The 26,624-nt window shown below is 71.5% G+C and carries 27 protein-coding genes; 8 read left to right on the top strand and 19 right to left on the bottom strand.

From position 1 onward, the window contains the following. Positions 1 to 3: 3 nt before the first annotated feature. Genes nuoK through ACZ6K0_RS02050 form a run of 11 tightly spaced genes read right to left on the bottom strand, consistent with a single transcriptional unit; the run spans position 4 to position 10,609 of the window. Entirely contained in the window at positions 4 to 303 is a 300-nt protein-coding gene (gene nuoK / locus ACZ6K0_RS02100) for an NADH-quinone oxidoreductase subunit NuoK (protein WP_469574803.1), read from the bottom strand. Further along, positions 300 to 1,127 carry an NADH-quinone oxidoreductase subunit J gene (locus tag ACZ6K0_RS02095; protein ID WP_376408781.1) on the bottom strand — a complete coding sequence of 276 codons (828 nt, stop codon included), beginning with the start codon at positions 1,125 to 1,127 and terminating at the stop codon, positions 300 to 302. Before ACZ6K0_RS02095 ends, nuoK begins: the two co-directional genes overlap by 4 nt. Then, positions 1,124 to 1,702, bottom strand: coding sequence for an NADH-quinone oxidoreductase subunit NuoI (gene nuoI, locus ACZ6K0_RS02090; protein WP_376408783.1), 579 nt, complete (start codon positions 1,700 to 1,702; stop codon positions 1,124 to 1,126). The genes ACZ6K0_RS02095 and nuoI overlap by 4 nt, the downstream gene beginning before the upstream one ends. Beyond that, positions 1,695 to 3,056: an NADH-quinone oxidoreductase subunit NuoH gene (gene nuoH, locus ACZ6K0_RS02085; RefSeq protein WP_376408786.1), complete on the bottom strand. Its 1,362-nt coding sequence runs from the start codon at positions 3,054 to 3,056 to the stop codon at positions 1,695 to 1,697. The genes nuoI and nuoH overlap by 8 nt, the downstream gene beginning before the upstream one ends. Next, the gene (locus ACZ6K0_RS02080) at positions 3,053 to 5,536 is read right to left on the bottom strand and encodes an NADH-quinone oxidoreductase subunit G (RefSeq protein WP_469229270.1); all 2,484 of its coding nucleotides are present in this window, start codon (positions 5,534 to 5,536) and stop codon (positions 3,053 to 3,055) included. The genes nuoH and ACZ6K0_RS02080 overlap by 4 nt, the downstream gene beginning before the upstream one ends. Then, positions 5,533 to 6,894, bottom strand: a complete 1,362-nt coding sequence (gene nuoF / locus ACZ6K0_RS02075; RefSeq protein ID WP_376408792.1) for an NADH-quinone oxidoreductase subunit NuoF — start codon at positions 6,892 to 6,894, stop codon at positions 5,533 to 5,535. The genes ACZ6K0_RS02080 and nuoF overlap by 4 nt, the downstream gene beginning before the upstream one ends. Beyond that, entirely contained in the window at positions 6,894 to 7,634 is a 741-nt protein-coding gene (gene nuoE, locus ACZ6K0_RS02070; protein WP_469229268.1) for an NADH-quinone oxidoreductase subunit NuoE, read from the bottom strand. The genes nuoF and nuoE overlap by 1 nt, the downstream gene beginning before the upstream one ends. Beyond that, a complete protein-coding gene (locus ACZ6K0_RS02065) occupies positions 7,631 to 8,953 on the bottom strand; it encodes an NADH-quinone oxidoreductase subunit D (RefSeq protein ID WP_024756029.1) in 1,323 nt (440 codons plus the stop codon). The genes nuoE and ACZ6K0_RS02065 overlap by 4 nt, the downstream gene beginning before the upstream one ends. After that, positions 8,950 to 9,681, bottom strand: coding sequence for an NADH-quinone oxidoreductase subunit C (locus tag ACZ6K0_RS02060; RefSeq protein WP_376408795.1), 732 nt, complete (start codon positions 9,679 to 9,681; stop codon positions 8,950 to 8,952). The genes ACZ6K0_RS02065 and ACZ6K0_RS02060 overlap by 4 nt, the downstream gene beginning before the upstream one ends. Further along, complete coding sequence (locus tag ACZ6K0_RS02055; RefSeq protein ID WP_024756031.1) at positions 9,678 to 10,232, bottom strand: NuoB/complex I 20 kDa subunit family protein; 555 nt, start codon at positions 10,230 to 10,232, stop codon at positions 9,678 to 9,680. Before ACZ6K0_RS02055 ends, ACZ6K0_RS02060 begins: the two co-directional genes overlap by 4 nt. Before the next feature lie 17 nt (positions 10,233 to 10,249). Next, positions 10,250 to 10,609 (bottom strand): NADH-quinone oxidoreductase subunit A, encoded by a 360-nt coding sequence (locus ACZ6K0_RS02050; protein WP_266895216.1) that lies wholly within the window; start codon positions 10,607 to 10,609, stop codon positions 10,250 to 10,252. Between the two features lie 661 nt (positions 10,610 to 11,270). Between ACZ6K0_RS02050 and ACZ6K0_RS02045 the strand changes: the two genes are divergently transcribed. Next, entirely contained in the window at positions 11,271 to 12,191 is a 921-nt protein-coding gene (locus ACZ6K0_RS02045; RefSeq protein WP_469229266.1) for a C40 family peptidase, read from the top strand. A gap of 89 nt (positions 12,192 to 12,280) precedes the next feature. Here ACZ6K0_RS02045 and ACZ6K0_RS02040 read toward each other — a convergent pair whose 3' ends face one another. Beyond that, the gene (locus ACZ6K0_RS02040) at positions 12,281 to 13,201 is read right to left on the bottom strand and encodes an NAD(P)-dependent oxidoreductase (protein WP_469229264.1); all 921 of its coding nucleotides are present in this window, start codon (positions 13,199 to 13,201) and stop codon (positions 12,281 to 12,283) included. An 85-nt stretch (positions 13,202 to 13,286) separates the two neighbouring features. On the opposite strand from ACZ6K0_RS02040, the gene ACZ6K0_RS02035 reads away from it, so the two are divergent. Beyond that, the gene (locus ACZ6K0_RS02035) at positions 13,287 to 14,297 is read left to right on the top strand and encodes a helix-turn-helix domain-containing protein (protein WP_376408804.1); all 1,011 of its coding nucleotides are present in this window, start codon (positions 13,287 to 13,289) and stop codon (positions 14,295 to 14,297) included. Between the two features lie 4 nt (positions 14,298 to 14,301). On the opposite strand, the gene ACZ6K0_RS02030 is transcribed toward ACZ6K0_RS02035, so the two are convergent. From ACZ6K0_RS02030 to ACZ6K0_RS02015, 4 genes are all read right to left on the bottom strand, one after another. Then, positions 14,302 to 15,543, bottom strand: a complete 1,242-nt coding sequence (locus ACZ6K0_RS02030; RefSeq protein WP_469229261.1) for an ABC transporter permease — start codon at positions 15,541 to 15,543, stop codon at positions 14,302 to 14,304. Further along, the gene (locus ACZ6K0_RS02025; RefSeq protein WP_469229671.1) at positions 15,540 to 16,325 is read right to left on the bottom strand and encodes an ABC transporter ATP-binding protein; all 786 of its coding nucleotides are present in this window, start codon (positions 16,323 to 16,325) and stop codon (positions 15,540 to 15,542) included. Before ACZ6K0_RS02025 ends, ACZ6K0_RS02030 begins: the two co-directional genes overlap by 4 nt. 101 nt (positions 16,326 to 16,426) lie before the next feature. Next, on the bottom strand, positions 16,427 to 17,875 hold the full coding sequence (locus ACZ6K0_RS02020; RefSeq protein ID WP_469229259.1) for a peptidoglycan-binding protein: 1,449 nt from the start codon (positions 17,873 to 17,875) through the stop codon (positions 16,427 to 16,429). Beyond that, a complete protein-coding gene (locus ACZ6K0_RS02015) occupies positions 17,868 to 18,365 on the bottom strand; it encodes a hypothetical protein (protein WP_376408813.1) in 498 nt (165 codons plus the stop codon). Before ACZ6K0_RS02015 ends, ACZ6K0_RS02020 begins: the two co-directional genes overlap by 8 nt. Positions 18,366 to 18,742: 377 nt before the next feature. Between ACZ6K0_RS02015 and ACZ6K0_RS02010 the strand changes: the two genes are divergently transcribed. Both ACZ6K0_RS02010 and ACZ6K0_RS02005 read left to right on the top strand, forming a co-directional pair. Further along, positions 18,743 to 19,156, top strand: coding sequence for a hypothetical protein (locus ACZ6K0_RS02010; protein WP_376408816.1), 414 nt, complete (start codon positions 18,743 to 18,745; stop codon positions 19,154 to 19,156). Between the two features lie 39 nt (positions 19,157 to 19,195). Beyond that, entirely contained in the window at positions 19,196 to 20,185 is a 990-nt protein-coding gene (locus tag ACZ6K0_RS02005; protein ID WP_469229257.1) for a hypothetical protein, read from the top strand. 53 nt (positions 20,186 to 20,238) lie between these two features. Here ACZ6K0_RS02005 and ACZ6K0_RS02000 read toward each other — a convergent pair whose 3' ends face one another. Next, positions 20,239 to 21,525 (bottom strand): geranylgeranyl reductase family protein, encoded by a 1,287-nt coding sequence (locus ACZ6K0_RS02000; protein ID WP_125744625.1) that lies wholly within the window; start codon positions 21,523 to 21,525, stop codon positions 20,239 to 20,241. Positions 21,526 to 21,671: 146 nt separating this feature from the next. Between ACZ6K0_RS02000 and ACZ6K0_RS01995 the strand changes: the two genes are divergently transcribed. Both ACZ6K0_RS01995 and ACZ6K0_RS01990 read left to right on the top strand, forming a co-directional pair. Next, the gene (locus tag ACZ6K0_RS01995) at positions 21,672 to 22,400 is read left to right on the top strand and encodes a peptidase inhibitor family I36 protein (RefSeq protein ID WP_469229255.1); all 729 of its coding nucleotides are present in this window, start codon (positions 21,672 to 21,674) and stop codon (positions 22,398 to 22,400) included. Continuing rightward, positions 22,397 to 23,830: a phosphodiester glycosidase family protein gene (locus tag ACZ6K0_RS01990; RefSeq protein ID WP_469229253.1), complete on the top strand. Its 1,434-nt coding sequence runs from the start codon at positions 22,397 to 22,399 to the stop codon at positions 23,828 to 23,830. Before ACZ6K0_RS01995 ends, ACZ6K0_RS01990 begins: the two co-directional genes overlap by 4 nt. A gap of 11 nt (positions 23,831 to 23,841) precedes the next feature. On the opposite strand, the gene ACZ6K0_RS01985 is transcribed toward ACZ6K0_RS01990, so the two are convergent. Then, positions 23,842 to 24,537, bottom strand: a complete 696-nt coding sequence (locus ACZ6K0_RS01985; protein WP_376408834.1) for a demethylmenaquinone methyltransferase — start codon at positions 24,535 to 24,537, stop codon at positions 23,842 to 23,844. Positions 24,538 to 24,666: 129 nt separating this feature from the next. On the opposite strand from ACZ6K0_RS01985, the gene ACZ6K0_RS01980 reads away from it, so the two are divergent. Together ACZ6K0_RS01980 and ACZ6K0_RS01975 are read left to right on the top strand one after the other, a co-directional pair. After that, positions 24,667 to 25,257, top strand: coding sequence for a SigE family RNA polymerase sigma factor (locus tag ACZ6K0_RS01980; RefSeq protein ID WP_469229251.1), 591 nt, complete (start codon positions 24,667 to 24,669; stop codon positions 25,255 to 25,257). A gap of 8 nt (positions 25,258 to 25,265) precedes the next feature. Beyond that, positions 25,266 to 25,973, top strand: coding sequence for a hypothetical protein (locus ACZ6K0_RS01975; protein ID WP_376408839.1), 708 nt, complete (start codon positions 25,266 to 25,268; stop codon positions 25,971 to 25,973). Positions 25,974 to 26,023: 50 nt separating this feature from the next. Here ACZ6K0_RS01975 and ACZ6K0_RS01970 read toward each other — a convergent pair whose 3' ends face one another. After that, the gene (locus ACZ6K0_RS01970; protein ID WP_469229249.1) at positions 26,024 to 26,623 is read right to left on the bottom strand and encodes an imidazolonepropionase-like domain-containing protein; all 600 of its coding nucleotides are present in this window, start codon (positions 26,621 to 26,623) and stop codon (positions 26,024 to 26,026) included. Position 26,624 lies beyond the last annotated feature (1 nt).

The raw sequence follows: 26,624 nt of genomic DNA, 5'->3' as shown, positions 1-26,624 counted from the left end.
CCCTCACAGCTTCATCAGGCTGGCGTCGTCGACCGAGGCCGAGTGGCGGGCACGGAAGACGGACACGATGATCGCGAGCCCGACGACGACCTCCGCGGCGGCGACGACCATCGTGAAGAACGCGATGATCTGGCCGTCGAGGTTTCCGTGCATGCGGGAGAAGGTGACGAACGCGAGGTTGCAGGCGTTGAGCATCAGCTCGACACACATGAAGACGACGATCGCGTTGCGCCGGATCGGTACCCCGGCCGCACCGATGGTGAACAGCAGGGCCGAGAGGTACAGGTAGTTGACGGGGTTCACCGGGTGGCCTCCTCTTCGTCCCGGTCCCGGCCGAGGCGCTCCTCGGAGCGCTGCTCCAGGGCCTTGAGGTCGGCCAGCGCCTCGCTGGACACGTCCCGGATCTGGCCCCGCTTGCGCAGGGTCTGCATGACGGTGAGCTCCGACGGGGAGCCGTCGGGCAGCAGACCGGCGACGTCCACGGCGTTGTGCCGGGCGTAGACGCCGGGTGCGGGCAGCGGCGGCACGTGCGTGCCCTGGCGGACGCGCTGCTCGGAGAGCTCGCGCTGGGTGCGGGCCGGCTCGGTGCGCTCGCGGTGGGTGAGCACCATCGCGCCGACGGCGGCGGTGATGAGGAGCGCGCCGGTGATCTCGAAGGCGAAGACGTACTTGGTGAAGATGAGGGCGGCGAGGCCCTCGACGTTTCCGCCGCGCGCGGAGTTGGCCGCGCCGAGGCCGTTGAACTCGGTGAGCGAGGCCTGGCCGATGCCGGCGATCAGCAGGACGCCGAAGCCGAGGCCGCAGGCCGCGGCCCACCAGCGCTGGCCCTTGATGGTCTCCTTCAGGGAGTCCGCGGCCGTGACGCCGACCAGCATGACGATGAAGAGGAAGAGCATCATGATCGCGCCGGTGTAGACGACGATCTGGACGATGCCGAGGAAGTACGCGCCGTTGGCGAGGTAGAAGACCGCCAGGATGATCATCGTGCCGGCCAGCGACAGCGCGCTGTGCATGGCCTTCTTCATCAGGATCGTGGCGAGGGCGCCGGCGACGGCGACGGTGCCGAGGACCCAGAACTGGAAGGCCTCGCCGCTCGACGTGGTGTACGCCGCGAGGTTGGCGCTCATGCGTCCGCCCCCTCCGGCTCGCCCTGCTCGCCCTTGGAGACGGCGACCTGCTGGACGGTCCCGGGCGCAGCCTCGGTGACGAGGCCCCGGTAGTAGTCCTGCTCGGTCATGCCGGGGAAGATCGCGTGCGGCGAGTCGACCATGGTCTCCTCCAGGCCCGCGAGGAGCTGCTCCTTGGTGTAGATCAGGTTCTCGCGGGAGGAGTCGGCCAGTTCGAACTCGTTGGTCATCGTCAGCGCGCGTGTGGGGCAGGCCTCGATGCACAGCCCGCACAGGATGCAGCGGGCGTAGTTGATCTGATAGACGCGGCCGTAGCGCTCGCCGGGCGAGTAGCGCTCCTCCTCGGTGTTGTCCGCGCCCTCGACGTAGATGGCGTCGGCGGGACAGGCCCAGGCGCACAACTCGCAGCCGACGCACTTCTCCAGACCGTCGGGGTGACGGTTGAGCTGGTGCCGGCCGTGGAAGCGGGGCGCCGTCGTCTTCTGCTGCTCCGGGTACTGCTCGGTCAACCGCTTCTTGAACATGGCCTTGAAGGTCACGCCGAAGCCGGCCACCGGATTCTGGAAGTCAGACACCGTCCGTCTCCTTTCCCTCACTCGCAGTAGCAGTATCGGAGGCGCCACTGACAACGAGGTCCCCCTCGCGCCGCGGCCTGCGCCGGGGCACGGGCGGCAGGGACTGTCCGGGCTTGGGCGGTACGGGGAAGCCTCCGGCCATCGGGTCGAAGGTCCGCGCGTCCTCGGGGGCCTCCGCCTCGGCCTTCGCCTTCCTGTCGCGGAACGTGTCGAAGAGGAAGGACAGCAGCAGCAGTCCGAGGACGACACCGGCCACGTACAGGACGATGTTGGAGAAGGCGATGTTCTCGTTCCGCAGGGCCCGGACGGTGGCGACGAGCATGAGCCACACCACGGAGACCGGGATGAGGACCTTCCATCCGAGCTTCATCAGCTGGTCGTAGCGGACGCGCGGCAGGGTGCCGCGGAGCCAGATGAAGAAGAAGAGGAGCAGCTGCACCTTGAGGACGAACCAGAGCATCGGCCACCAGCCGTGGTTCGCGCCCTCCCAGAAGGTGGAGATCGGGTACGGGGCCCGCCAGCCGCCCAGGAAGAGCGTCACCGACACGGCCGAGACCGTCACCATGTTCACGTACTCGGCGAGCATGAACATCGCGAACTTGATGGACGAGTACTCGGTGTTGAAGCCGCCGACGAGGTCGCCCTCGGACTCCGGCATGTCGAAGGGGGCGCGGTTGGTCTCGCCGACCATCGTGACGATGTAGATGATGAACGAGACCGGCAGCAGGATGACGAACCAGCGGTCCGCCTGCGCCTCGACGATCGCCGAGGTCGACATCGACCCGGAGTAGAGGAAGACGGAGGCGAAGGCCGCGCCCATGGCGATCTCGTACGAGATCATCTGCGCGCAGGACCGCAGGCCGCCGAGGAGCGGGTACGTGGAGCCGGAGGACCAGCCGGCGAGGACGATGCCGTAGATGCCGACGGAGGCGATCGCGAGGACGTACAGCATCGCGATCGGCAGGTCGGTCAGCTGCATCGCCGTGCGGTGGCCGAAGATCGAGACCTCGTTGCCCGCCGGGCCGAAGGGGATCACGGCGATGGCCATGAACGCGGGGGCGGCGGCGATGATCGGCGCGAGGATGTAGACGACCTTGTCGGCCTTCTTGACGACCAGGTCCTCCTTGAGCATCAGCTTGATGCCGTCCGCGAGGGACTGGAGGAGGCCCCAGGGGCCGTGCCGGTTGGGGCCGATGCGCAGCTGCATCCAGGCGACGACCTTGCGCTCCCACACGATGGAGAAGAGCACGGTGATCATCAGGAAGGCGAAGCAGAAGACGGCCTTGATCGCGACGAGCCACCAGGGGTCCGTGCCGAACATGGACAGGTCTTCGGCGGCGAGGACGGTGTTCATTCCTGGACCTCCGTCGTGGCGGCCGCGCCGATGCGGACCAGGTCGCCGGGGTGGGCGCCGGTGTCGGAGTAGACGCCCGCGCCGGCCGAGTTCAGCGGGAGCCAGACCACGCGGTCGGGCATCTCGGTGACCTGGAGGGGGAAGGTGACGGAGCCGGCCGGTCCTGTGACCTCCAGGGTGTCGCCGTCCTTGACTCCGGTGTCGGCGGCGGTGGCGGCCGAGAGCCGGGCGACCGCCGCGTGGCGGGTGCCGGCCAGGGCGGTGTCGCCCTCCTGGAGGCGGCCGAGGTCGAGGAGCAGCCGGTGTCCGGCGAGGACGGCCTCGCCGTCGCCGGGCCGGGGCGCGGCCTGACCGGGCTCGGAGGGCTCGGAGGCCCGCTCCTCGGTCCAGCGGCCGAGCCGGTCCAGCTCGCGCCGTGCGGACCGCAGGTCGGGCAGGGCCAGGTGGGCGTCCATGGCGTCGGCGAGCATGTGGAGCACGCGCGCGTCGGCCGGGGCGAGCGGCCTGGTCATCTGCTCGGGCTTGAGCGCGGCCTCGAAGAGGCGTGCCCTGCCCTCCCAGTTGAGGAAGGTGCCGGGCTTCTCGGCGACGGCGGCGACCGGCAGGACGACGTCGGCGCGGTCGGTGACCTCGCTCGGCCGCAGTTCGAGCGAGACCACGAAGGCCTCGTCGAGCGCGGCACGCGCGCGTGCCGGGTCGGGCAGGTCGTTGACCTCGACGCCGGCGACGAGCAGGGCGGCGAGTTCGCCGGTGGCCGCGGCCTCCAGGATCTGGCCGGTGTCGCGGCCGTAGCGGTGCGGGAGTTCGCGGACGCCCCAGGCGGCGGCGACCTCCTCCCGCGCGCGCGGGTCGGTCGCGGGCCGGCCGCCGGGCAGCAGGGTCGGGATCGCGCCCGCCTCCACCGCTCCGCGTTCGCCGGAGCGGCGCGGGATCCAGACGAGCCGGGCGCCGGTGGCGGCCGACGCGCGCAGGGCGGCGGTGAGCGCGCCGGGCACGCCCGCGAGGCGCTCGCCGACGGCGATGACGGAGCCGTCCAGGCGGAGGGCCTCGGCGGCGGCGAGTCCGTCGCCTTCGAGGCCGACCCGGGAGGTGAGGGCGTCGAGCCACTCGGTCTCGGTGCCGGGTGCGGCGGGCAGCAGGGTGCCGCCCGCCTTGTCCAGGCCGCGGGTCGCGTGGGAGGCGACGGCGTAGGTCTTCTGCCCGTGCTTGCGCCAGGCCTTGCGGAGCCGCAGGAAGACGCCGGGGGCTTCCTCCTCGGACTCCAGGCCGACGAGGAGGACGGCCGGGGCGGCTTCGAGCGAGGTGTACGTGACGCCCGTGCCGTCCAGGTCCCTGCCCCGCCCCGCGACGGCGGAGGCGAGGAAGTCGGCCTCCTCGCCGGAGTGGACCCGGGCCCGGAAGTCGACGTCGTTGGTGTCGAGGGCGACCCGGGCGAACTTGGCGTACGCGTAGGAGTCCTCGACGGTCAGCCGGCCGCCGGCGAGGACGCCGGTCCGGCCGCGGACAAGGCCGCGTGCGGCGGCCTCCAGGGCCTCGGGCCAGGAGGCGGTTTCGAGCTCACCGGTCTCCTGGTTCCGCACGAGCGGGGTGGTGAGCCGGTCGCGCTGCTGCGCGTACCGGAAGCCGAAGCGGCCCTTGTCGCAGATCCACTCCTCGTTGACCTCGGGGTCCTCGGCGGCGAGCTTCCGCATGACCTTGCCGCGCCGGTGGTCGGTGCGGGTGGCGCAGCCGCCGGCGCACTGCTCGCAGACGGACGGCGAGGAGACCAGGTCGAAGGGGCGGGAGCGGAAGCGGTAGGCGGCCGAGGTGAGGGCGCCGACCGGGCAGATCTGGATGGTGTTGCCGGAGAAGTACGACTCGAAGGGGTCGCCCTCGCCGGTGCCGACCTGCTGGAGCGCGCCGCGCTCGATCAGCTCGATCATCGGGTCGCCCGCGACCTGGTTGGAGAAGCGGGTGCAGCGGGCGCAGAGCACGCAGCGCTCGCGGTCGAGGAGCACCTGGGTGGAGATCGCTACGGGCTTCTCGTAGGTGCGCTTGACGCCGTCGAAGCGGGATTCGGACTGGCCGTGGGACATGGCCTGGTTCTGCAGGGGGCATTCGCCGCCCTTGTCGCAGACCGGGCAGTCCAGCGGGTGGTTGACGAGGAGCAGCTCCATCACGCCGTGCTGGGCCTTCTCGGCGACCGGGCTGGTCAGCTGCGACTTCACCACCATGCCGTCGGTGCAGGTGATGGTGCAGGACGCCATGGGCTTGCGCTGGCCCTCGACCTCGACGATGCACTGGCGGCAGGCGCCGGCGGGGTCGAGGAGCGGGTGGTCGCAGAAGCGCGGGATCTCGATGCCGAGCTGTTCGGCGGCGCGGATGACCAGCGTCCCCTTGGGGACGGAGATCTCGACGCCGTCGATGGTCAGCGTGACGAGGTCCTGGGGCGGGAGCGCCGCCTCGCCGCCCCCGGAGGGGGCAGACGTGGTGACTGTCATGCGTTCACCTCCGTGTGGTCTGCGCGCCGGTCGGCCCAGACGGTCGACCTGGCGGGGTCGAAGGGGCAGCCCTTGCCCGTGATGTGCTGCTCGTACTCCGCGCGGAAGTACTTCAGCGAGGAGAAGATCGGCGAGGCGGCGCCGTCGCCGAGGGCGCAGAACGACTTGCCGTTGATGTTGTCGGCGATGTCGTTGAGCTTGTCGAGGTCGGACATCTGCCCCTTGCCGGCTTCGATGTCGCGGAGCAACTGGACGAGCCAGTACGTGCCTTCGCGGCAGGGCGTGCACTTGCCGCAGGACTCGTGGGCGTAGAACTCGGTCCAGCGGGTGACGGCCCGGACGACGCAGGTGGTCTCGTCGAAGCACTGGAGGGCCTTGGTGCCGAGCATGGATCCGGCGGCGCCGACGCCCTCGTAGTCGAGGGGCACGTCGAGGTGCTCCTCGGTGAACATGGGGGTGGAGGAGCCGCCGGGGGTCCAGAACTTGAGGCGGTGGCCCGGCCGCATGCCGCCGCTCATGTCGAGGAGCTGGCGCAGCGTGATGCCGAGGGGGGCCTCGTACTGGCCGGGGGAGACGACGTGCCCGCTGAGCGAGTAGAGCGTGAAGCCCGGGGACTTCTCGCTGCCCATCGAGGTGAACCACTCCTTGCCGCGGTGGAGGATCGCGGGAACGGACGCGATGGACTCGACGTTGTTCACGACAGTGGGGCAGGCGTACAGACCGGCGACCGCGGGGAAGGGGGGTCGCAGCCGGGGCTGGCCGCGACGGCCTTCGAGCGAGTCGAGGAGGGCGGTCTCCTCGCCGCAGATGTACGCGCCGGCGCCGGCGTGCACGGTGAGTTCGAGGTTCAGTCCGCTGCCGAGGATGTCCTGGCCGAGGTAGCCGGCGGCGTAGGCCTCGCGGACGGCCTCGTGGAGGCGGCGCAGGACGGGCACGACCTCGCCGCGGAGATAGATGAACGCGTGCTCGGAGCGGATCGCGTAGCAGGCGATGATCATTCCCTCGATGAGGGAGTGCGGGTTGGCGAAGAGGAGCGGGATGTCCTTGCAGGTGCCGGGCTCGGACTCGTCGGCGTTGACGACGAGGTAGTGGGGCTTGCCGTCGCCCTGCGGGATGAACTGCCACTTCATGCCGGTGGGGAAGCCGGCGCCGCCGCGACCGCGGAGCCCGGATTCCTTGACGTACGCGATGAGGTCGTCGGGGGTCATCGCGAGGGCCCGCTTCAGGCCCTGGTATCCCTCGTGCCGCTCGTAGGTCTCCAGGGTCCAGGAGTTGGGCTGGTCCCAGAAGGCGGAGAGGACGGGGGCGAGAAGCTTCTCGGGGCTGTTGTTGTTGTCGATCTCGGCCGCCAAGGTCATCACTCCCCCTCCTGACGGGTTGCCTCACCGCGCGGGTGAACGATTCGGTGGTGGGGCGCCTCGCCCTTGGCGAGGCGCAGGCCGACGAGGGAGGCCGGGCCGGCTCCGCCGGTGGCCTCGACGGCGCCGGGGCGCTCGTCGGGGAAGCCCGCGAGGATGCGCGCGGTCTCCTTGAAGGTGCAGAGCGGGGCTCCGCGGGTGGGTTCGACGGTCCGTCCGGCCCGCAGGTCGTCCACCATCTTCTTGGCGGAGGCCGGGGTCTGGTTGTCGAAGAACTCCCAGTTGACCATCACGACGGGTGCGAAGTCGCAGGCGGCGTTGCACTCGATGTGTTCGAGCGTGATCTTGCCGTCGTCCGTCGTCTCGTCGTTCCCGACGCCGAGGTGCTGCTTGAGCTCCTCGAAGATGGCGTCGCCGCCCATGACCGCGCAGAGCGTGTTCGTACAGACGCCGACCTGGTAGTCGCCGGAGGGCTTGCGCCGGTACATCGTGTAGAAGGTGGCGACGGCGGTGACCTCGGCGGTGGTCAGGCCGAGGAGGTCGGCGCAGAACCGCATGCCGGTACGGGTCACGTGGCCCTCCTCCGACTGCACGAGGTGCAGCATCGGCAGGAGCGCGGAGCGGGAGTCGGGGTAGCGGGCGATGATCGCCTTCGCGTCCTCCGTCAGGCGCGCGTGGACCTCGGCCGGGTAGGCGGGGGCGGGGAGCTGGGGCATCCCCAGGCTGACGTTCTCCGTCATCGGTCGACGCCTCCCATCACGGGGTCGATGGAGGCGACGGCGACGATGACGTCGGCGACCTGGCCGCCCTCGCACATCGCGGCCATGGCCTGGAGGTTGGTGAAGGACGGGTCGCGGAAGTGGACCCGGAAGGGGCGGGTGCCGCCGTCGGAGACGACGTGCACGCCCAGTTCGCCCTTGGGCGACTCGACGGCCGCGTAGGCCTGTCCCGCGGGGACCCGGAAGCCCTCGGTGACCAGCTTGAAGTGGTGGATCAGGGCCTCCATGGAGGTGCCCATGATCTTCTTGATGTGGTCGAGGGAGTTGCCGAGGCCGTCGGGGCCGAGGGCGAGCTGCGCGGGCCAGGCGATCTTCTTGTCGCCGACCATGACCGGTCCCGGGGCGAGGCGGTCGAGGCACTGCTCGACGATCCGCAGCGACTGCCGCATCTCCTCCAGGCGGACGAGGAAGCGTCCGTAGGAGTCGCAGGTGTCGGCGGTCGGGACGTCGAACTCGTAGTTCTCGTAGCCGCAGTACGGGTCGGTCTTGCGCAGGTCGTGCGGGAGGCCGGCGGAGCGCAGGATCGGGCCGGTGGCGCCGAGGGCCATGCAACCGGTCAGGTCGAGGTAGCCGACGTCCTGCATGCGGGCCTTGAAGATGGGGTTGCCGGTGGCGAGCTTGTCGTACTCCGGCAGGTTCTTCTTCATGGTCTTCACGAACTCGCGGACGGCGTCGACGGCGCCGGGCGGCAGGTCCTGGGCGAGGCCGCCGGGGCGGATGAACGCGTGGTTCATGCGCAGGCCGGTGATCAGCTCGTACAGGTCCAGGATCATCTCGCGGTCCCGGAAGCCGTAGATCATGATCGTGGTGGCGCCGAGCTCCATGCCGCCGGTGGCGATGCACACCAGGTGGGAGGAGAGCCGGTTGAGCTCCATGAGCAGGACGCGGATGATGCTCGCCCGGTCCGGGATCTGGTCGGTGATGCCGAGGAGCTTCTCGACGCCGAGGCAGTACGCCGTCTCGTTGTAGAACGAGGTGAGGTAGTCCATGCGCGTGACGAAGGTGGTGCCCTGCGTCCAGGTCCGGTATTCGAGGTTCTTCTCGATGCCGGTGTGGAGGTAGCCGATGCCGCAGCGGGCCTCGGTGACGGTCTCGCCGTCGATCTCCAGGATGAGCCGGAGCACGCCGTGGGTGGACGGGTGCTGCGGGCCCATGTTGACGATGATGCGCTCGTCGTCGGCCTTGGCGGCGGACTGGACGACCTCTTCCCAGTCGCCGCCGGTCACCGTGTAGACGGCGCCTTCTGTCGTCTCGCGGGGAGACGCGTGGGAAGTGCTCACGAGTACGACCTCCGCTGGTCCGGAGCCGGGATCTGGGCGCCCTTGTACTCGACGGCGATGCCGCCGAGGGGATAGTCCTTGCGCTGCGGGTGGCCCTGCCAGTCGTCCGGCATCATGATCCGGGTGAGGGCGGGGTGGCCGTCGAAGACGATGCCGAAGAAGTCGTACGTCTCGCGCTCGTGCCAGTCGTTCGTCGGGTAGACGGCGACGAGGGACGGAATGCGCGGGTCGGCGTCGGGCGCCGAGACCTCCAGGCGGATCAGCCGGCCGTGGGTGAGCGAGCGCAGGTGGTAGACGGCGTGCAGCTCGCGGCCCTTGTCGCCCGGGTAGTGGACGCCGGAGACGCCGGTACAGAGCTCGAAGCGGAGTGCCGGGTCGTCGCGCAGGGTCCGGGCGACCCGGACGAGGTGCTCGCGCTCGATGTGGAACGTGAGCTCGTCGCGGTCGACGACCGTCCTCTCGATGGCGTTGGCGGGGAGCAGTCCCTGCTCCTCCAGCGCGCCTTCGAGTTCGTCGGCGACCTCGTCGAACCAGCCGCCGTAGGGGCGGTTGGCCGGGCCGGGGAGGCGGACCGAGCGGACGAGGCCGCTGTATCCGGACGTGTCGCCGCCGTTGTTGGCGCCGAACATGCCACGCTGGAGGCGTACCTCCTCGCCGTGCTCCCCGCGCTGACCCGGCAGGTTCTGCTCGCTCAGCTCCTTCTCGGGGTTGGGTGTCTCGTCACTCACCGGAGCAGACCCTTCAATTCGATGGTCGGCAGCGCCTTGAGCGCCGCCTCCTCCGCCTCGCGCGCCGCCTCCTCGGCGTTCACGCCGAGCTTGGAGGTCTGGATCTTCTGGTGGAGCTTGAGAATCGCGTCGAGGAGCATCTCCGGCCGCGGCGGGCAGCCGGGCAGGTAGATGTCGACGGGCACGATGTGGTCGACGCCCTGCACGATCGCGTAGTTGTTGAACATGCCGCCCGAGGAGGCGCAGACGCCCATGGAGATGACCCACTTGGGGTTGGGCATCTGGTCGTAGACCTGCCGCAGTACGGGCGCCATCTTCTGGCTGACGCGGCCGGCGACGATCATGAGGTCGGCCTGGCGCGGCGATCCGCGGAAGACCTCCATGCCGAAGCGGGCCAGGTCGTACCGGCCGGCGCCGGTGGTCATCATCTCGATGGCGCAGCAGGCGAGGCCGAAGGTCGCGGGGAACACGGACGCCTTGCGCACCCAGCCCGCGGCCTGTTCGACCGTCGTCAGCAGAAAGCCGCTCGGGAGTTTCTCTTCGAGTCCCATAGGTGCCCCTCAGCCCCTCAGTCCCATTCCAGGCCGCCGCGACGCCACACGTAGGCGTAGGCGACGAAGACGGTGAGCACGAAGAGCAGCATCTCCACGAGCCCGAAAAGCCCCAGGGCGTCGAAGGTGACGGCCCAGGGGTAGAGGAAGACGATCTCGATGTCGAAGACGATGAAGAGCATCGCCGTCAGGTAGTACTTGATCGGGAAGCGGCCGCCTCCGACGGGCGTGGGTGTCGGCTCGATGCCGCACTCGTACGCCTCAAGCTTTGCCCTGTTGTACCGCTTTGGCCCGATAAGCGTGGCCATGACCACGGAGAAGATCGCAAACCCCGCACCCAGGGCACCGAGCACGAGGACGGGCGCGTACGCATTCACGCTCCTCGCTCCTTCCAGTCGTCCTTGACCGTTGGATCGCACGGCCGGACCGTGAAAGATCGCCCCCATGTGAGGCAGTTCACAAGCCCGGCTGCCCCGCATCTTATGCCCGCCCCTCTGTGATCTGCGACACGGGGTACAGCAACGAGTTTGTGATCTCCACCACCTGACGAAGGATCATGAAGCCGGATGAGGGGTGATCTTGTTGCGCGAAGCGCCCAGGTGATCACCAGATGTGACATCCGTACCGGAAGTCGCTGCTCGGAGGGGGTGCCGCACTATCAAGCCATGGCCCATACAGGCAAATTGGCGATGGGATGGATCAAGGTGATAAAGGAAGCCGTCGTCGCCCGGTCGGGGGGTCCCGCGTACGGAGGTGGACGCGTGCACCCGTTCACGAGCTCGCCTGTGACCTGCGTCACGTCCCACGAGGGTCCGAGGAAACGGGGCTTGGCCACAGACGTGAAGAGGTGGTAAGTGACGGGCAATTCGGACGTTTTATTGAAAACGCATGATCAAGGGCGCGATGACGCGTGCCCGATTTGCCCGTTACGGCGTCAATAAGGGCGCCAGAGAAGCGGATTCGGCCACTCCCCACGCAACTGTGGCGCAGCCCACGTTTCTTGAAGGGAACCACCAAGCCCTGATAGCGGTTGTTCCCATGTCCCACACCGCTCACATACCCAGCCACCGGAAGCCCCGCCGCAGCGCCTCGAAGCTCGCGCTCCGCGCAGGAGTTGCCGGTGGCGTCCTCGGCACCATCGCGGTGGCCGGTGCTGCCGGGCCGGCGTCTGCCGAGCCGGTGACCGAGACCATCGAAATGCCCACGCTCGGATCCCTCGACACCGCGGGCCTGGCGAGCGCCGTCGCCGCCTCGGCCGAGACGTCCCAGCAGGAGGCCCTCGACCAGAGCCTCCAGGCCCAGGAGAACGCGGCCCTGCAGAAGGCCGCCAAGGAGGCCAAGAAGGCCAAGGCCGAGGCGGACCGCAAGGCCGAGGCCGAGCGCGCCGAGAAGGCCCGCGCCGAGGCCGAGGCCAAGGCTCAGGCCGAGCAGGAGCGCAAGGACGCCGAGGAGCGCGCCTCCCGCGACGCCGCGCGCACCCAGCTCTCCACCACCTCCACGAGCAACAGCTCGTCGGGCTCCGGCGTCTCGGACTCCGGCTCCACCGGTTCCTCCTCGGACAGCGGCTCGTCCACGGGCAGCAGCACCGAGACGCAGGCCCCCTCCGGCACCGCCGCCGCGATCGTGGCCTTCGCGCGCGCCCAGATCGGCGACGCGTACGTCATGGGCGGCACCGGCCCCAACTCCTGGGACTGCTCCGGCCTCGTCCAGGCCGCCTACGCCCAGGCCGGCATCGACCTGCCGCGCATCTCCGGCGACCAGTCGAGCCGCGGCACCTCCGTCTCGCTGAGCAACCTCCAGCCGGGCGACGTCCTGTACTGGGGCAGCCGCAGCGGCTCGTACCACGTCGCCATCTACGTCGGCGGCGGCAAGTACGTCGGCGCGCAGAACCCGTCCACGGGCGTCGTCGAGCGCTCGCTCGACTGGGACACCCCGTCGGGCGCCGTCCGGATCCTCTGATCCGACGCACCACGTGAGCCGAAGGGCCGTCACTCCTCGGGGGAGAGACGGTCCTTCGGCTTTTGTTCTGCTTCGGTAAGCTTCGGGCGTTATTTCCGGAATGCCTCGATGAGGCGTGCGTAGCTGTCGCCGCCGTGACCCGCCTCCACCGCCGAGCGCATCAGGTCCAGGTGCAGGCGCGGCAGCCGCCCGTCCACACCCCGCGCCTCCCCCGCGTGCAGCAGGTGCCCGATGGCCGCCACCTGCACGTCGATGGTGGCGTCGTCTCCCGGGTACTCCCCCGCGTCGATCTGCTCGGCGTAGCCGCTCATGAACCAGGAGACGGTCTTCAGCCAGCGGTTCGAGACCTCCGTGAACCGCGCGGCGCTCACCCCGTCCGCGCCCGCGAGGGCCGTCGCGTGCAGCCAGCCGCCGAACACCGACCACATGAGGCCCAGCAGCCCGGCGTCGTAGAGCGAGGCGAGTCCGGCGTCGGCGCCGAGGTCGACCGGGTCCCCGAGCACGGCCAGGGCCGGTCGGTGCGCGGCGAGGAGCTCCGGCGCGCCCGAGTAGAGGATCATGTTGGCGCTGTCGCCGATGCCGGGCGGGGTCGTCATGATCCCGCCGTCCAGGTAGCCGATGCCGTGCTCCGCCGCCCACTCCGCCTCCGCGCGGGCCTGCTCGGGCGAGCCCGAGGTGAGGTTCACGAGGACCTTGCCGCGCAGCGCCCCGGCCGCGGGGGCGAGCAGCTCGCGCACGGCCGGGTAGTCGAGGACGCAGACCAGGACGAGCTCGGCGCCCGCGACGGCCTCGGCGACGCCCGGGGCGCGGACCGCTCCCCGGGCGACGAGGGGATCGGCCTTCTCCGCGGTGCGGTTCCAGACGGTGGTGGGGTGGCCGGCGGCGAGGAGCGCGGCGGCGAGGGCGGCGCCCATCTGGCCGAGGCCGATGACGGTGACGGGAGCGGGGATGGGGGCGGTGGCGGTGGCGGTGGCGGTGGCGGTGGCGAGGGTGGTGTTCTGCTTGCTCATGGGTTCCACGCTCGCAGCGGCGGGATCCGGCCGACAGTGGCGGAACTGACCCTGTGCGCACGGTTCCTGCCATAGCCTGGCGATCATGAGCACAGGTCCGGGAGTCGTCGCCATCGCCGTCGTGCCGGACGGCGGGGTCGGTCTCACCCTCTGGGAGCTGTACGAGATCTCCATCGCGTCCGCGGTCTTCGGCATCCCGCAGCCGGATCTGGCCGATTCCTGGTACGAGTTGCGCCTCTGCGGCGACCTGACCGCGGCGCCGCCGCCGGGGCCGCTCTCCCTGCGCGTCACCCACGGCCTCGACGGGCTCGTCGGCGCGGACACGGTCATCGTGCCGTCCGTGCCCGAGGCGGTCGTCGACGACGGCGAGGAGGTGCCCGCCGAGCTGGTGGCGGCCCTGCGCGCGGCGGCCGACTCCGGCGCCCGCGTGGTCTCCCTGTGCACGGGGGCCTTCGCGCTCGCCGCCGCCGGGCTCCTCGACGGCCGGCGCGCGACCGCGCACTGGCAGCACACCGCGCAGCTCGCCGCCCGCCACCCCGAGGTGATCGTCGACGACTCCGTGCTCTACACCGACGAGGGATCGGTGCTGACCAGCGCCGGTGCCACCGCCGCGCTCGACCTGTGCCTGCACCTGGTCCGCAAGGACCTCGGCGCGGGCGTGGCGGGCCAGTTGGCCCGGCGGCTCGTGGTGCCCGCCCACCGGACCGGCGGGCAGGCGCAGTTCATCGAGACGCCGCTGCCGCCCAGCGACGACGACAGTCTCGGCCCGGTCCTCCAGTGGGCGACGGAGCACCTGGCCGAGCCGCTGACCGTGGAGGACCTGGCCCGGCGGGCCCGGCTGAGCACCCGGACCTTCCACCGCAGGCTCCAGGAGGCCTGCGGGACCACGCCGCTCCAGTGGCTGCTCCAGCAGCGGGTCGCGCGGGCGCAGACCCTGCTGGAGTCGACCGATCTGCCGGTGGAGCAGATCGGCGACCGCAGCGGTCTGGGCACCGCGGCCAACCTGCGGCGCCATTTCACCCGTACGGTCGGGGTCTCCCCGAGCGACTACCGGCGGGCGTTCAGGCCTTCGGGGCCCCCTTCGCGAGGCCGTTGACGCGTCAGTGGCGGAGGGCCTCGGCCGGCTCGATCCGGGAGGCCCGCCAGGCCGGGTAGAGACCGGCCACCACACCGGTGACGAGGCCGATCGCGGGGGCCGCGACGACGACCGCGGGGTGGACGACCGGGGTCCAGTCCCGGACGAGCGCCACCCCGATCACCGTGCACACGCCCAGGGCCGTCCCGACGAGCCCGCCGACCGCGCCCAGGGCCCCGGACTCCGTGAGGAACTGGACGGTGATGTGCCGGCCCCGGGCGCCCAGGGCGCGCCGCAGTCCGATCTCGCCGGTCCGTTCCAGGACCGCGACCAGGGTGGTGTTGGCGATGCCGACCGCGCCGATGACCAGGCAGATCCCGGCGAGCAGCAGGAACAGCTGGTCGAGGTCGCCGGTGACGCCGGCCCGCAGCGTCCTCGGGTCCGGCGGCGGAACGGCCTTCAGGTACTCCGGATGGTCCGGGCGCAGCGCGACCGGGGCCTCGTCGGCGATCTGCCGGGCGGCCCCCGTCTCGGTCGCGACGAGCATCCGCGCCTCCCCGGCCCCGGGCGGCCCCCACATCCGCTCGGCGGTCGTCCGGGGCACGCTCACCGACATCAGCACGTCCGGCCTGCGTTCGACGTCGTCGACGATGCCGGCCACCACGAACGGCTCGTCCCCGATGAACACCGCCGGCCGGGTCTCCAGGGTGGTGATGCCGAGCCGGGCCGCGACGGACGCCCCGATGACGGCGACCGGCTGCGCCTTCGCCGAGGCGAACTCGTCGTAGAGCCGGCCCTGCGCGAGGCGGGGGACGGCGGCGCGGAGCGCGCCCGGCGAGGCGGCGACCACGTCGACCGGTACGCCGTCCGCGCCGTCGCCGACGGGCGCGGCGCGGACGGTGACGTCCGGGCCGAGCCGGACCGTCCAGTAGACCCCGGCGGCCCGGACGCCGCCGAGCCGCTGGATCCGGGCGTCCGCGTCGGCGGGGAAGCCGGGGCCCGCGAACTCGTTCTGGTCCCGGGCGACGTCCTCGACGGTGACCTCGGTGGCGGTCAGCAGGTCGAAGCGGGAGTCGATCTGGGAGGACGTGGTCGCCGTCAGGCCGAGGATCGCGACGAAGGTGCCGACGCCGAGGACCGTGCCGAGGGCGGTGAGCACCGACCGGCCGGGGCGCTGGACCATGCCCGCGACGGCCTCGGAGAGCGCGTCGCGGGGGGTGAGGCGGGAGGGTTCGACGACCCGGCGGGCCCGGAGACGGCTTCTCATACGGGGCTCCGATCCGCGCGGGGTACGCCGTCCCGGGGTGCATCGTCCCGCGGTGCGCCTTCCCCAGGTCCGTCCCCGGGTACGCAGTCCCGGGGAGCGTCGCCCCTGGGCCCCTCGTCCCTCGGCTGTTCACTCAGGACGCCGTCGCGGATCGTCACCGTGCGGCCGGCGCGGGCGGCGACCTCGCTGTCGTGGGTGATGACGACGACCGTCATGCCGGAGGCGTGGAGTTCGCCGAGGAGCGCGAGGACCGTCTCCGCGTTGCCGGAGTCGAGGTTTCCCGTCGGCTCGTCGCAGAGCAGCAGCGAGGGCCGGCCCGCCAGCGCGCGGGCGATGGCGACGCGCTGGCGCTCGCCGCCCGAGAGGCGGCCCGGGAGCGCGTCGACGCGGTGGGCGAGGCCGACGCGTTCCAGCGCCTCCCTGGCCCGGGTGCGGCGCTCGGCGCGGGGGACGGCCGAGTACACCATGGAGAGCATCACGTTCTCCATGGCGCTGCGGTGCGGCATGAGGTGGAACGCCTGGAAGACGAAGCCGATGCGGCGGCCGCGCAGGGCCGTGCGATCGCCGTCGGAGAGGGCGGCCGTGTCGATGCCGTCGAGGAGGTAGGTGCCCTCGGTGGGGGCGTCGAGGAGTCCGGCGACGTTCAGGAACGTGGACTTGCCGGAGCCGGAGGGGCCGACGACGGTGACGAACTCGCCTTTCTTGATGGCGAGTTCGCAGGGGCGCAGGGCCTGGACGGGCGGCGGCCCCGGGTAGGTGAGGCCGACCTGCCGGAACGCGATGACGGGGACACCCGGATCACCCGGACCGGCCGGACCGGGCGGGGCGGCCGGCGCGGGCGGCGGGCCGGGCTGCCGGTCCCGCCGGCGTCGTACGAACGGGCTCACGACGACCCCCGGCCGTCCGGGGCGGCGCCGGTGGCGGCCACCCCGGTGACGACCTCGGCGCCCTCCGCCAGGGTGCCCGCGGCGAGCGGGACGACCTCGACGTATCCGTCGCCGAGGGTGCCGGTGCGCACCTCCACGGGGGTGCGGCGGCCGTCTCCGGCCACGACGGTGACGAGGGTCCGGCCGTCCGCGCCCGCCGACACGGCGGTGACGGGGACGACGAGGGCCTCGCCGTCGGTGGAGGCCGCCTCGATCGTCAGCCGTACTTCCTGGCCGGCGAGAGCGGGCGGGATCTCCTTGTCGGGGACGGCGGTGAAGAGGAAGCCGGTGGGGCCGTTCGCGGGGGCGGCCGCGCCGTCCTGGCCTTCTCCCCCGCCGCCGGTGGGCGGGGTGTCGGCGCGCGGGCCGGTGGCGGTGTCGGCGACGGTCGCCACCCGGGCGGCGAGTTCGGTGCCGGAGGTCTCGTCGAGGACGCGGACCTTCTGGCCGGGCCTGACCATGCCCTTCTGGTGGTCCTGGAGGTGGCCCTGGGCCAGGAGCCGGCCGGAGGACAGGGTCATCAGGGTGCCGGAGGCCGGGGAGCCGGGGCGCGCGGCGAGGGAGGCGACCCGGGCGGGGAAGCGCTCCACGAAGACGACCTCCCCGGCGGGGACCATGGGTCCGGCGGCGGCCCACGCCTTGTCCAGGGCGGTCCGGGCGACGGCGAGGTCGGCGACGACCCGGTCGCGCGCCTTGCGGAGCGCCTTCACCTGCGCCTTGTCCTTGTTGTCGGCGAGGGCGTCCCGGGCGTCCTCGGCGGCGCGTTCGGCGGCGGTCACCGCCGCCGTGGCGCTGTCGACGGCGGCGCCGTCGTCGTCCTGGGCGGGCCGGGGGTCGTACCCGACGGAGGCGTAGAACTCCGCGACGGCGTTCTTGGTCCCGTCGCCGAAGGTGCCCTTCGGGTCGCCGCCCCGGCCGTGGCCGAGCGCGGCGAGCGCGGTCTGGAGCTGGGCGACGTCGTCGCCGGTCGCCCCCGGCTTGAGGTCGCGGTAGACGGGCAGCCGGCCCTTCAGTACGAGGACGGGGCGGCCCGATATCTCCAGGAGGACCTGCCCGGGGCGCACCGCGGCGCCGACGGCGGCCGGCGTCTTGGTGACGACGGGCGTCCCGCCCTCGCCGCCGGAGACGACGGGGGCGACCTGCACGGTCTGTCCGGCGGCGACGGTGCCGCGCAGGACGACGGTCTCGTGGAGGACGCGCCGCTCCACGGGCGCGGTGAGCAGGTCGGGCGGGGGTGCCTCGGCGTCGGCGGCGACCTGCGCGGGGGACTTGACGACCGTACCGGCGACGGCACCGGCGCCGATGAGCAGCACGGCGCCGACGACCAGGGCGCCGATCCCCGCGCGGCCGCGGCGGGTGCGGGGTTCGCGGGAGGTGTCGCCGTCCCCGCCGACGACCTCAGCCACCGTCGACCGCGTTTCCCTGGCCTCCCTGGTCCTCCCCCGCCACCGGGCGGCACTTGCGGAGGATCTCGGGGAGCTTCTCGTCGTACTTGACCGCCTCGCTCTCGGGCAGCCGGCCGGTCTTCGGGTCCGGGTCGGGATAGTCGGGGAATCCGTTGCGCCGGACGCACTCGGAGACGGCCTTGTCCTGCTTCAGCTGCGCCTGGTCGACGGGCGGTTCGGTGGGCATCAGGCTCTTGCACGCCTTGTCGGCCTCGCGCTGCGCCTGCTCGCTGTTGGCGTCCTTGTCGACCCGCCGGGCGCCTCCCTCCGACTCCACGAGCTTCAGTCCGTGCTCGGCGAGGCAGTCGTAGAACGGGGCGAAGGCGGCTTCGACCGAGGACGTCGGGTCCGGACGGGCGGCGGCGGGGCCGGTGTCGGTGTCGGGGTCGCCCCCGCACCCGGTGAGCGCGAGAGCGGCGAGGAGCAAGGGGGCGGCCAGCGAACGTCTCATCGGTGCACGTCCTTATCCGGGGGTCCCGATGCCGGGGCTTCCCGATACGGGGGCGGCGCTCGGGGCCGGTGGCGTGGTGCGCCTCCACGGCTCGGCGCGGAACAGGCCGGGCGGCTCGTACGGCTGCTCGACCGGGGCCACTCTAGCCACACGGAAGAGGGGACGCCTCTTCCCTCAACTGGCATGCCGTACACACGTGTTGTCCACGATTTAAGCCATGGCGCGGAAGATTCACCGGACTTGACATAGTCGCGGGAGCGCCGCTTGGCCAATTCCCCGCCGGTGGCGTCTACTTCCCTGTCGTCGTCACGCAGGCACCGACTGTCACATGGCTTACATGGTGCGTGACAGCCCTCCCCGTACCGAAAGGCAAGGACATGAAGAACACCGCTCTCCGGCGCGCCCTCGGCACCGTCGTGGTCCTCGGCACCCTCGGAACGGGCGTGCTGGCAACCGCCGGCAGCGCCTCGGCCGTGACCCGGGACGGCTACCTGGACATCCGGGAGTTCGGCCTGTTCTACAACTCGTCCCTCGGCGGCTCTTTCCTTGACCTGTACATGGCAGACGGCGATCTCGCCAACGACCGGTTCATCAGCCCCGGCCCCGGCCAGGGGTACACCGTGGGCAACAACGCCGCCTCGTACTTCAACAAGGACAAGGTCACCTGGTACGTCTACACCGGCGCCAGCGCCGGTGGCATCGAGGGCTGGATCCCCGCGGACCGCTTCGGCACCTTCTCCGAGACGTTCAAGAACGAGGTCTCCTCGGTCTACCACTTCAAGGCCCGCTGACCCCTCCCTCCCCCGCCTCGCCTTCCCGGAGCCCCCTTCATGCGTCCCCGCCGTCCACTCACCGCCGCCGCCCTCCTGCTGAGTACGGCGCTGCTCACCGCGTGCTCGTCGGGCGAACCGGGCGACCCGGGCCAACCGGGAGGACAGGGCGGCCAGGCCGTCTCCGCCGGTGCGAAGCCGCCGTCCGACCCGGCCAAGGTGCCCGCCGCGCAGCTGGTGTACCCCCTGGACCCGTACAAGACGTCGAACGAGCAGATCCGCAGCCTGGAGAAGGCACAGGACCTGCTGACGGCGGACTGCATGAAGCGGTTCGGGTTCACGTACCGGCCGCCGGTCCGGCCCCTGCCGCGCACCAGGAGCACCTGGTCGCGGTACGGGGTCACGGACGAGACGACGGCCGCCCGGTACGGGTACGTCAAGCCCGGCGTCGGCCCCGGGCCCGGCAAGGCGGCCGAGGGCTCCCTCTCCTCGTCCGAGCAGCTGGCCCTGCACGGCCCGCCGCTCAAGTCCAAGCCGAGCGGCGGCATGGTCCTTCCCCCGACCACTCTGGAGGAGTCCCGGAAGACCGACAGCGGCCGGACGGTCGGCGGGCAGAAGGTGCCGGTCGGCGGCTGCGGCCGGGAGGGCCACCTCCGGCTCTACGCGGAGAAGAAGGACCCCGTGGACCTGCTCTACGTCTTCGGGATGGAGTCGGAGGCGTTCTCCCGGGCCAAGGAGGACCCGAAGGTGGCGAAGGCCCTCAAGGCCTGGTCGGCGTGCATGGCGGAGAAGGGGTACGGCGTCACCGACCCCGTCTCGCCGCAGAAGGCCCTCGGCCTGAGGTCCGAGGCCGAGTTCGGCAACGCCAGGGCGATCGCCGCCGCACGGCAGGACGTCGCCTGCAAGAAGCGGACGGATCTGGTGGCCCTCTGGTACACCTCCGAGGTCGGGTTCCAGAACGAGCTGATGAACCGGCACGCCGAGACGCTGAAGCAGGTCAGGACCGAGCTCGACGAGCGGATCAGGAAGGCGGCCTCGGTCAACCGGTGACACGGCGAAGGGCCCTCCTCCCGCGGGAAGAGGGCCCTTTTCGTTCGCGCGCGTCAGGCCTTCGGGGCCACCTTCGAGAGGCCGTTGATGATGCGGTCCATCGCGTCGCCGCCCGTCGGGTCCGTGAGGTTCGCCAGCATCTTGAGGGTGAACTTCATGAGGAGCGGGTGGGTCAGGCCGCGCTGCGTCGCGATCTTCATGACCTTCGGGTTGCCGATGAGCTTCACGAAGGCGCGGCCCAGCGTGTAGTAGCCGCCGTAGGTCTCCTTGAGGACCTGCGGGTAGTTCCGCAGGGCCAGCTCGCGCTGCGCGGGGGTCGCGCGGGCGTGCGCCTGGACGATGACGTCGGCCGCGATCTGGCCGGACTCCATGGCGTACGCGATGCCCTCGCCGTTGAACGGATTGACCATGCCGCCCGCGTCGCCGACGAGCAGCAGGCCCTTGGTGTAGTGCGGCTGGCGGTTGAAGGCCATCGGGAGGGCGGCGCCGCGGATCGGCATCGTCATGTTCTCCGGGGTGTATCCCCAGTCCTCCGGCATCGAGGCACACCAGGCCTTGAGCACCTCGCGCCAGTCCAGCTCGCGGAAGGCGGAGGAGGAGTTGAGGATGCCGAGGCCGACGTTGGACGTGCCGTCGCCCATGCCGAAGATCCAGCCGTAGCCGGGGAGCAGCCGGTCCTGCGGGCCGCGCCGGTCCCACAGCTCCAGCCAGGACTCCAGGTAGTCGTCGTCGTGGCGGGGCGAGGTGAAGTACGTGCGGACGGCGACGCCCATCGGGCGGTCCTCGCGGCGGTGCAGGCCCATGGCGAGGGAGAGCCGGGTGGAGTTGCCGTCGGCGGCGACGACGAGCGGGGCGTGGAAGGTGACCTCGCGCTTCTCGTCGCCCAGCTTGGCGTGGACGCCGGTGATGCGGCCGGTGCGGTCGTCGACGATCGGGGCGCCGACGTTGCAGCGCTCGTAGAGGCGGGCGCCGGCCTTCTGGGCCTGGCGGGCGAGCTGCTCGTCGAAGTCGTCGCGCTTGCGGACGAGCCCGTAGTCCGGGTACGAGGCGAGCTCGGGCCAGTCGAGCTCCAGGCGGACGCCGCCGCCGATGATCCGCAGGCCCTTGTTCCGCAGCCAGCCGGCCTCTTCGGAGATGTCGATGCCCATGGAGACGAGCTGCTTGGTGGCGCGGGGGGTGAGGCCGTCGCCGCAGACCTTCTCGCGGGGGAACGCGGTCTTCTCCAGGAGCAGGACGTCCAGTCCGGCCTTCGCCAGGTAGTACGCGGTGGTGGAGCCGGCCGGGCCCGCCCCGACGACGATCACATCAGCGGTGTGCTCGGAGAGGGGCTGCTCGGTCACGACGGAGTCTCCCGGAAATTCGGTGTTGAGGACGTATCGCAGTCTATGGGGGGCGGGTGCGGGGGAAGCGGAGGGTCACCCCACCGCTTTCCCACAGGGTGAACACGTGTTCCCCTGTGCGGAACGTGATGGCAGATTGATCATCCGTGACCGACTTCCGATTCGATATACGGCGGGGCGCGCTGATCACAGCCGTCCTCGCCCTCCTCTGCTCGCTGTTCTACGTGCTGCCCGCGAACGCCGAGTCCACCGACTTCGCCGACTGCCCGGCCGACACGCTCTGCCTCTACTCCGGAGCCAAGGGGACCGGTGAGCGGCGCGACTTCACCGACCTGCAGAACCTGGAGAGCTACGCCCCGGCCTGGGACGGCAAGACCCTGTCGGCGAAGAACAACACCGACCTCTGGGCCTGCGTCTACGGCGACCCCGCGTACGGCGGCGCCCTGCAGACCGTCAAGCCGGGCAACGCCGACGCGTACGCGGTCGGCGCCGTCCGCTCCCACAAGCTGGTCCCGGCCCGCGCCCGCTGCTTCACCGGCTACGAGCGCTGCCCCGACAACCGGGTCTGCACCTTCCCCGAGCCGAACGGCCGCGGCGCGATGACCGTCCACCTCCCGAAGACCGACCCGACCACCCGGAACTACGGCAACAGCTACGGCACCGGCGCCATGCCCAAGTCCGTCTGGAACCGCACGCAGAAGCACGTCTGCTTCTACCCCGAGCCGACGTTCACCGGCAGCTGGACCGACCCGGACGACGCCACGAAGTACGGCGCCTACGTCGTCCTGCGCGGCGACAGCATCACCGTCCCGGCGCCGTTCGCCACCTCCATCCGCTCGCACGAGCTCGTCAACGGAACGGCGGAATGCCAGTGACCGGGAACCGCCTCCGCCCCTGGGTGGCCATGGCCGCCGCCCTCGGCGCCGTCCTCACCCTCACCTCCGCCGCCGCACACGCCGACGTACCGGCGGCCGACCCGCTCGCCAACTGGACGAAGGGCACATCGGTCAAGATCACCGCCGGGGTCACCCACACCACCTGGACCGAGAAGGTCCTCGCGGACGGAACGAGCCCCGACAACCGGGCCAAGCCCCGGATCCTCCAGGTCGTCGAGATCGACCCGACCGCCGGGGGCCTCACCCTGGAGAGCACCATCGGAACGAGCGGCGGATCGGCCGAGGTGGTGACCGACCAGCTCACGCAGGTCTCCAACACCGTGGCCCGCCGCCCGTACGCGGGCGTCAACGGCGGCCTCTTCCAGCCGGAACCCGCCGGGGCCGGCGTCGCGGACACCGCGGCGCACTCCAGCGTCTCGGCCACCGACGGCGTCCTGCACAGCTCCAGCTGCTGGAACGGCGGGAAGGGCAGTACCGGCGCGGTGATCCAGTACGGCACCCCGTACGTCACCAAGCTCCTCACCGACCTGAAGCTGACCGGGCCCTCCGGCGAGACGGTGCGCGTCGACGACTTCAACCGGACCCCGGGCCGGCCCCCGCACTGCGCGCGCGACGCCGAGGACACGCAGGTGACCACGAAGCCGTCCGTCTTCACCGACCCCGACGAGATCGTCGTGTTCACCGACGACTACGGCCTTCCCGTGCCCAAGCCCGGCACCGACCCGAACATCGCCGCCACCGCCGACGCCGGCTTCGAGGTCGTCGTCGACGCGCACGGCGTCGTCACCCAGGTCCGCGAGGGCCGCGGCGGGACCACCGTCCCGGAGGGCGGCCGCGTCATCCAGGGCATCGGCACCGGGGCGCAGTGGCTCCGCGAACGGCTCGCCGTCGACGACCGGGTGACGATCGACCAGAAGCTCCACGACGTCACCCTGAACCGCGACATCCCGCTGGACGAGTCGGTCGACGTCGTCAGCTCCTTCCACCAGCTGCTCCGCGACGGATCGATCCCCTCGGAGCTGCCCAACTCGTGCAGCGAGCCGAGGACCGGCAAGGACGGCACGACCCAGATCTGCATCGACTCGCGCACGGCGCTCGGCACCAACGTCTACGGACGCCCGGTGCTCGTCACCCTCAGCGGCGAGACCGTCCCGAGCGGCGACCTCACGACCAACGAGGACGGCGCCTACCTGCGGGACTTCGCCACCCTCCTGGACGCCCCCGGCCTCGGGATCATCGACGCCATCAACCTGGACGGCGGCGGCTCCACGACCCTGGTGACACGGCCGCTGACGGACATGGCCGTGAACACCCCGCCGACGGACCGGGTGGGCGGCAAGTACGTGTACCGGAAGGTGGCGGACTCGGTGTACGCCGGGGTGGGCGGCTACGGCATGTACGCGAAGTAGCCGCCGACCGCTCAGACGGCCTTGAACCCCCGGTGGAGGGCGACGATCCCACCGGTCAGGTTCCGCCAGGCCACCTTCGACCAGCCGGCCTTCTGGAGCAAGCCCGCCAGGGTCGGCTGGTCCGGCCAGGACTGGATGGACTCCGCCAGGTACACGTACGCGTCGGGGTTCGAGGAGACGGCACGCGCCACCGGCGGCAGCGCGCGCATCAGGTACTCCTCGTACACCGTGCGGAACGGCCCCCAGGTGGGGTGCGAGAACTCGGAGATGACGACCCGGCCGCCCGGCTTCGTCACCCGGTACAGCTCGCGCAGCGCCTGCTCGGTGTCCTGGATGTTCCGCAGCCCGAAGGAGATCGTGACGGCGTCGAAGACGTCGTCGCGGAAGGGCAGCTTCGTGCCGTCGCCCGCCGTGAACGGCATCCATGGGTGGTTCTTCTTGCCGACCTGGAGCATCCCGATCGAGAAGTCGCAGGGCACGACGTACGCGCCCGCGCGCGCGAAGGGCTGCGAGGACGTGGCCGTACCCGCCGCGAGGTCGAGGATCTTCTGCGCGGGGCGGGCGTCGACGGCCTTCGCGACCTCCTTGCGCCAGCGGCGGTCCTGGCCGAGCGAGAGCACGTCGTTGGTGAGGTCGTAGTTGGCCGCGACGTCGTCGAACATGGAGGCGACTTCGTGCGGCTGTTTGTCCAGGTTGGCTCGGGTCACGGGACCCATTCAAGCAGCCGCCCGAATCTCTTCCCGTACCGCTTCAACCTTTCGGGCCCGGCGGTGCTCAAGGACGGTCGGAAGCGCTCTTCGGAGGCGCTGTCCGGGACCGAGAGGAGCAGGGGTGCGATGGCAGTGCCGACCGAGGTGAGACCCGTGGGGGTGAACGTGGGACCCGACGGGGGACCGGACGTGGGGACGGCTGTGGGGACGGACGTGGGGACGGTCGCGGGGTTCGAGGAGTTCGCCCGCTCCGCGCAACAGCGGCTGTACCGGACGGCGTACCTGCTCTGCGGGGACGCGGAGGGCGCCCGGGACCTGACCCAGACCACGCTGGCCAAGCTGTACCAGCACTGGCGGCGGGCGGGGGCCGCCGATCATCCGTACGCGTACGCCAAGACGGTGCTGACCCGCACCTTCCTGTCCGAGCGGCGGCGCCGGCTGCGCGATCTGCTCGCACTGACCCGGACCGGGGGCACGGAACCGGCACCGCCCGCCGACCACACCGATCTGCGGGTGACGCTGCTCGGCGCACTCGCCGAGCTCCCGCCCCGGGCGCGGGCGATGGTCGTGCTGCGCTACTGGGACGACCAGAGCGTGGCCTCCGTGGCCACGCTGCTGCGGTGCAGCGAGGCCACCGTCAAGAGCCAGTGCTCGCGTTCGCTCGCCCGACTTCGCGTACGCCTGGCGGATGCCGGGCTCTCGATCACGGAAAGCTGAGGTCCACCGTGGAGAACAACGACGGCACCGCTCTGTTGCGCGACGCCATGGACCGGACGACGGACGGTCTGCCCCCGCTGCCCGACCTCGCCCCGCTCGCGGTGCGCGAGGGCCGCAGGCGACGGACCCGGTCCCGGCTCGCGGTCGGGGCGGCTGCCTTCGCCGTGGTCACGGCGGGGGCCCTCGGCCTCACGCTGCTGCCGGGCCCGGGGGCGGACGTCGCCGGGGTGGCGAAGCACGTCGACGCCGAGGCCGAGGCCGAGCGGGAGCGAGCCACGGAGCACCAGCGGAAGACGGCGGCGCTCCTCGACGAGCTGCTGCCCGCGAAGGTCACCGACATCCGGCCGGTGGAGGGCCAGGTGGCCGAGTACCGGATCACGGTGGACGGCCGGCCCTTCATCATGACGGTCTCGGTGCGGCCGATGTCGGCTTCCCTCCTCCAGGACTGCCGCGACTGCGAGAAGGACACGAAGCTGAAGACCGGGCAGATCGTCGAGTGGGCTGACTTCAAGGCCGTGCAGTACTGGTACGGCAAGAGCCGGGTCGCGCTCTCCGTGTTCGGGGAGGGAGCGGCGGTGCCGCTGACGGCACGCGACCTCTCCGCCCTGACCGGAGACCCCCGCTTCCTGGACCTGGTGAAGGCCCGGAACGCGCATCCGCTGGAGCCGGAGGAGCCGCTCAACGGAGGCCTGACACGACCCCGCACGAAACTCTGAACGGACCCGGGACGGACCCGGCACGGACCCCGGAACGGACCCGGGACGGCTCAGCGGGCGCGGTAGACCAGCCGGCCGCCGATCACGGTGGCCACGCAGGTCGACGGGCCGAGCCTGACCAGGGCCGCCCGGTCCGGGACGTCGAAGACGGCGAAGCGGGCCGGGCCCCCCGGGGCCAGACCGGGCAGGAGGATCAGCGGCGCCGGCGAGAAGGACGGGCCGGCCGGGAGCTTGTCGGGGCGGCGGCCGACGGCCAGACCGGCCCGGCGCACGGCGTCCGCCGCCGCCTGGCCGCGGAGCTCGCCCGCTACCGCGACCGTCCCGTGCGCGAGCATCCGCTGCACGCCGCGGCGCGCGGACGCCCCGCGGCGGGACGGGTCCATCCGGAAGATCCGCTGCGCCCGCTCCCCGGGGATCGGCTCGGTGCCGAAGCCCGCGGCCTCCCGGGGGTCCGGGTGGTACATGCCCTCGAGGAGCTCGGGCCCGTACGGGTTGAGCAGTCCGGGCGTGAGGATGCCGGGCCACTGCCGCACCCGCGCCTCGGGGCGCAGGGCGGCCAGGTCCTCGTACGGTCCGACGGCGGCGACGACGTCGCCGTCGACCAGGACGGCGGTCTCGGGCGACGCCTCGGCGTAGTGGATCGTCAGCACG

The organism is Streptomyces sp. NPDC042346, assembly GCF_055581845.1.
Note: the sequence above shows the minus strand (reverse complement) of the source record. Positions and strands in the feature narration are given on the sequence as shown.

Excerpts from the sequence above, each read along its gene's own strand:
- ACZ6K0_RS02095 (WP_376408781.1), bottom strand. The coding sequence starts at position 1,127 with ATGAGCGCCAACCTCGCGGCGTACACCACGTCGAGCGGCGAGGCCTTC.
- nuoH (WP_376408786.1), bottom strand. The coding sequence starts at position 3,056 with ATGAACACCGTCCTCGCCGCCGAAGACCTGTCCATGTTCGGCACGGAC.
- ACZ6K0_RS02080 (WP_469229270.1), bottom strand. The coding sequence starts at position 5,536 with ATGACAGTCACCACGTCTGCCCCCTCCGGGGGCGGCGAGGCGGCGCTC.
- nuoF (WP_376408792.1), bottom strand. The coding sequence starts at position 6,894 with ATGACCTTGGCGGCCGAGATCGACAACAACAACAGCCCCGAGAAGCTT.
- nuoE (WP_469229268.1), bottom strand. The coding sequence starts at position 7,634 with ATGACGGAGAACGTCAGCCTGGGGATGCCCCAGCTCCCCGCCCCCGCC.
- ACZ6K0_RS02055 (WP_024756031.1), bottom strand. The coding sequence starts at position 10,232 with ATGGGACTCGAAGAGAAACTCCCGAGCGGCTTTCTGCTGACGACGGTC.
- ACZ6K0_RS02045 (WP_469229266.1), top strand. The coding sequence starts at position 11,271 with ATGTCCCACACCGCTCACATACCCAGCCACCGGAAGCCCCGCCGCAGC.
- ACZ6K0_RS02040 (WP_469229264.1), bottom strand. The coding sequence starts at position 13,201 with ATGAGCAAGCAGAACACCACCCTCGCCACCGCCACCGCCACCGCCACC.
- ACZ6K0_RS02035 (WP_376408804.1), top strand. The coding sequence starts at position 13,287 with ATGAGCACAGGTCCGGGAGTCGTCGCCATCGCCGTCGTGCCGGACGGC.
- ACZ6K0_RS02030 (WP_469229261.1), bottom strand. The coding sequence starts at position 15,543 with ATGAGAAGCCGTCTCCGGGCCCGCCGGGTCGTCGAACCCTCCCGCCTC.
- ACZ6K0_RS02015 (WP_376408813.1), bottom strand. The coding sequence starts at position 18,365 with ATGAGACGTTCGCTGGCCGCCCCCTTGCTCCTCGCCGCTCTCGCGCTC.
- ACZ6K0_RS02010 (WP_376408816.1), top strand. The coding sequence starts at position 18,743 with ATGAAGAACACCGCTCTCCGGCGCGCCCTCGGCACCGTCGTGGTCCTC.
- ACZ6K0_RS02005 (WP_469229257.1), top strand. The coding sequence starts at position 19,196 with ATGCGTCCCCGCCGTCCACTCACCGCCGCCGCCCTCCTGCTGAGTACG.
- ACZ6K0_RS01980 (WP_469229251.1), top strand. The coding sequence starts at position 24,667 with ATGGCAGTGCCGACCGAGGTGAGACCCGTGGGGGTGAACGTGGGACCC.